Below are 1,465 nucleotides of genomic sequence, written 5' to 3'. Positions count from 1 at the left end.
GCGCTCGGCACCGTATCGGTAGTTTCCGGCAACCTCGTCACGTTGGGTCCGACGCCGCAGGGCGCCGAACTGGTCGTGGGCGCGGAGCTAAACACACCCGAAGACATCGCCGCGTGGACGGCGGGTACCGCTCAGACGACGATCTCGCAGGTGACAGGCGGCATGCGTGTTGCCGCCACAACGGCAGCAATTGCCTACGCCTATCAGGCCGTCACGACGGTTGTCGGCCGGTCTTATGCGGTGACGGTGCAGAACATCGGTACGGCTGTTGCCTTTCTGTCAGCCGGAACCACCCCCGGCGGGACGGAAAACAGTCTGAACGCGGCCACGACACAAGCCGTCAACAATGGGACATCTGCCACCTTTACCTTCGTCGCAACCGCGACCACGACATATATCTCGCTCCGCACCGGAGCGCAGGTATCCAATCGTGATTTTGGCAGATGCAGTATCCGCGAGGCGGCCCCGTTCTCTGGTTTTGCGCAGGGCTCCGGCACCCTGGTCGTCAAATACACCGCTCCATCATCGCTCGCGTCAAACGATACCTTGGCGACACTGACGGATCGCTATGGTTCCGGCGGCACCATCAACACATCTCTCATCCAAATCATTCATACAACCGCCGGGACAATGTCGCTCGGCATTCGCGACGGCAACGTGGCGCAGACCGGTATGGCGTTTGGGTCTATTTTCCTATCATCGCCAAACACGGTGGCCGCAGCTTGGGCGCTAAACGATATGCAGATTGCCCCTAATGGCGAGTGGTCTCTGCCATCGACCCTCGACACATCGGGCACTATGCCGCCATGGATAGACCGCATCCACATCGGCCATATCAACGGCGGATCGCTGATATCCGGTACGCTGCGCCGCATTACCTATTTCGCACGGCGCGTACCTGAAATCAGCTTGCGAGAGACTTGGTACGACAAATTCAGCGATGTGCTCCACATCCTCGGTGACAGCTTCACAGGGCCGTTCACGACGGCGTTCAAGGCAGCGCTGCCAACCCGGAAAATTTCCAGCGAGGGTGTCGGCGGGCGCAACATGACTGGTCATGCGGCTGCTTGGGCTAAAACGCCCGCACTGCGCACGCGCACTCTCCTTGTCGTGGACGGGTCAGGCCCCGACGAGGATATGCAGACGGTCTATCTCCCCAAGCTTGGGGAGATTAGTAGCTCGGTAACGTCGGGCAAGTGGCTCTACGTCCAAGGCGGTATCGACAGCACCAGCACGCCTGCGACGGTCGCGACGGTCATGGGGAGCTATGCCACGGTTGCTGCCGCAATCGGCGTCAACTACGTCGAGACTTATTCGTGGATGCAGACCCACGGAACAGGCGGAACGGTCGGGTCCGCTGGCGGGTCGGTCTGGCAGCTAGGAAACTACATTGACACGCTGCACCCCAATACAACCGGCGCCGGCTACCTCGTGCAGCCGCCGATCGCCACCCTCACCGCCAACG

At 60.9% G+C, this 1,465-nt stretch carries 1 protein-coding gene; it reads left to right on the top strand.

The annotated features are described in order from the left end of the window. Positions 1 to 1,465 (top strand): hypothetical protein (locus tag ACEXP3_RS24655; RefSeq protein ID WP_377299809.1); only part of this gene is annotated, 1,465 nt, incomplete at both ends.

The organism is Neorhizobium fuzhouense (assembly GCF_042611105.1).
Taxonomy (GTDB): domain Bacteria; phylum Pseudomonadota; class Alphaproteobacteria; order Rhizobiales; family Rhizobiaceae; genus Neorhizobium; species Neorhizobium galegae_A.
The sequence above is the reverse complement of the archived record's forward strand: the minus strand, read 5'-3'. Positions and strand labels throughout refer to the sequence as shown.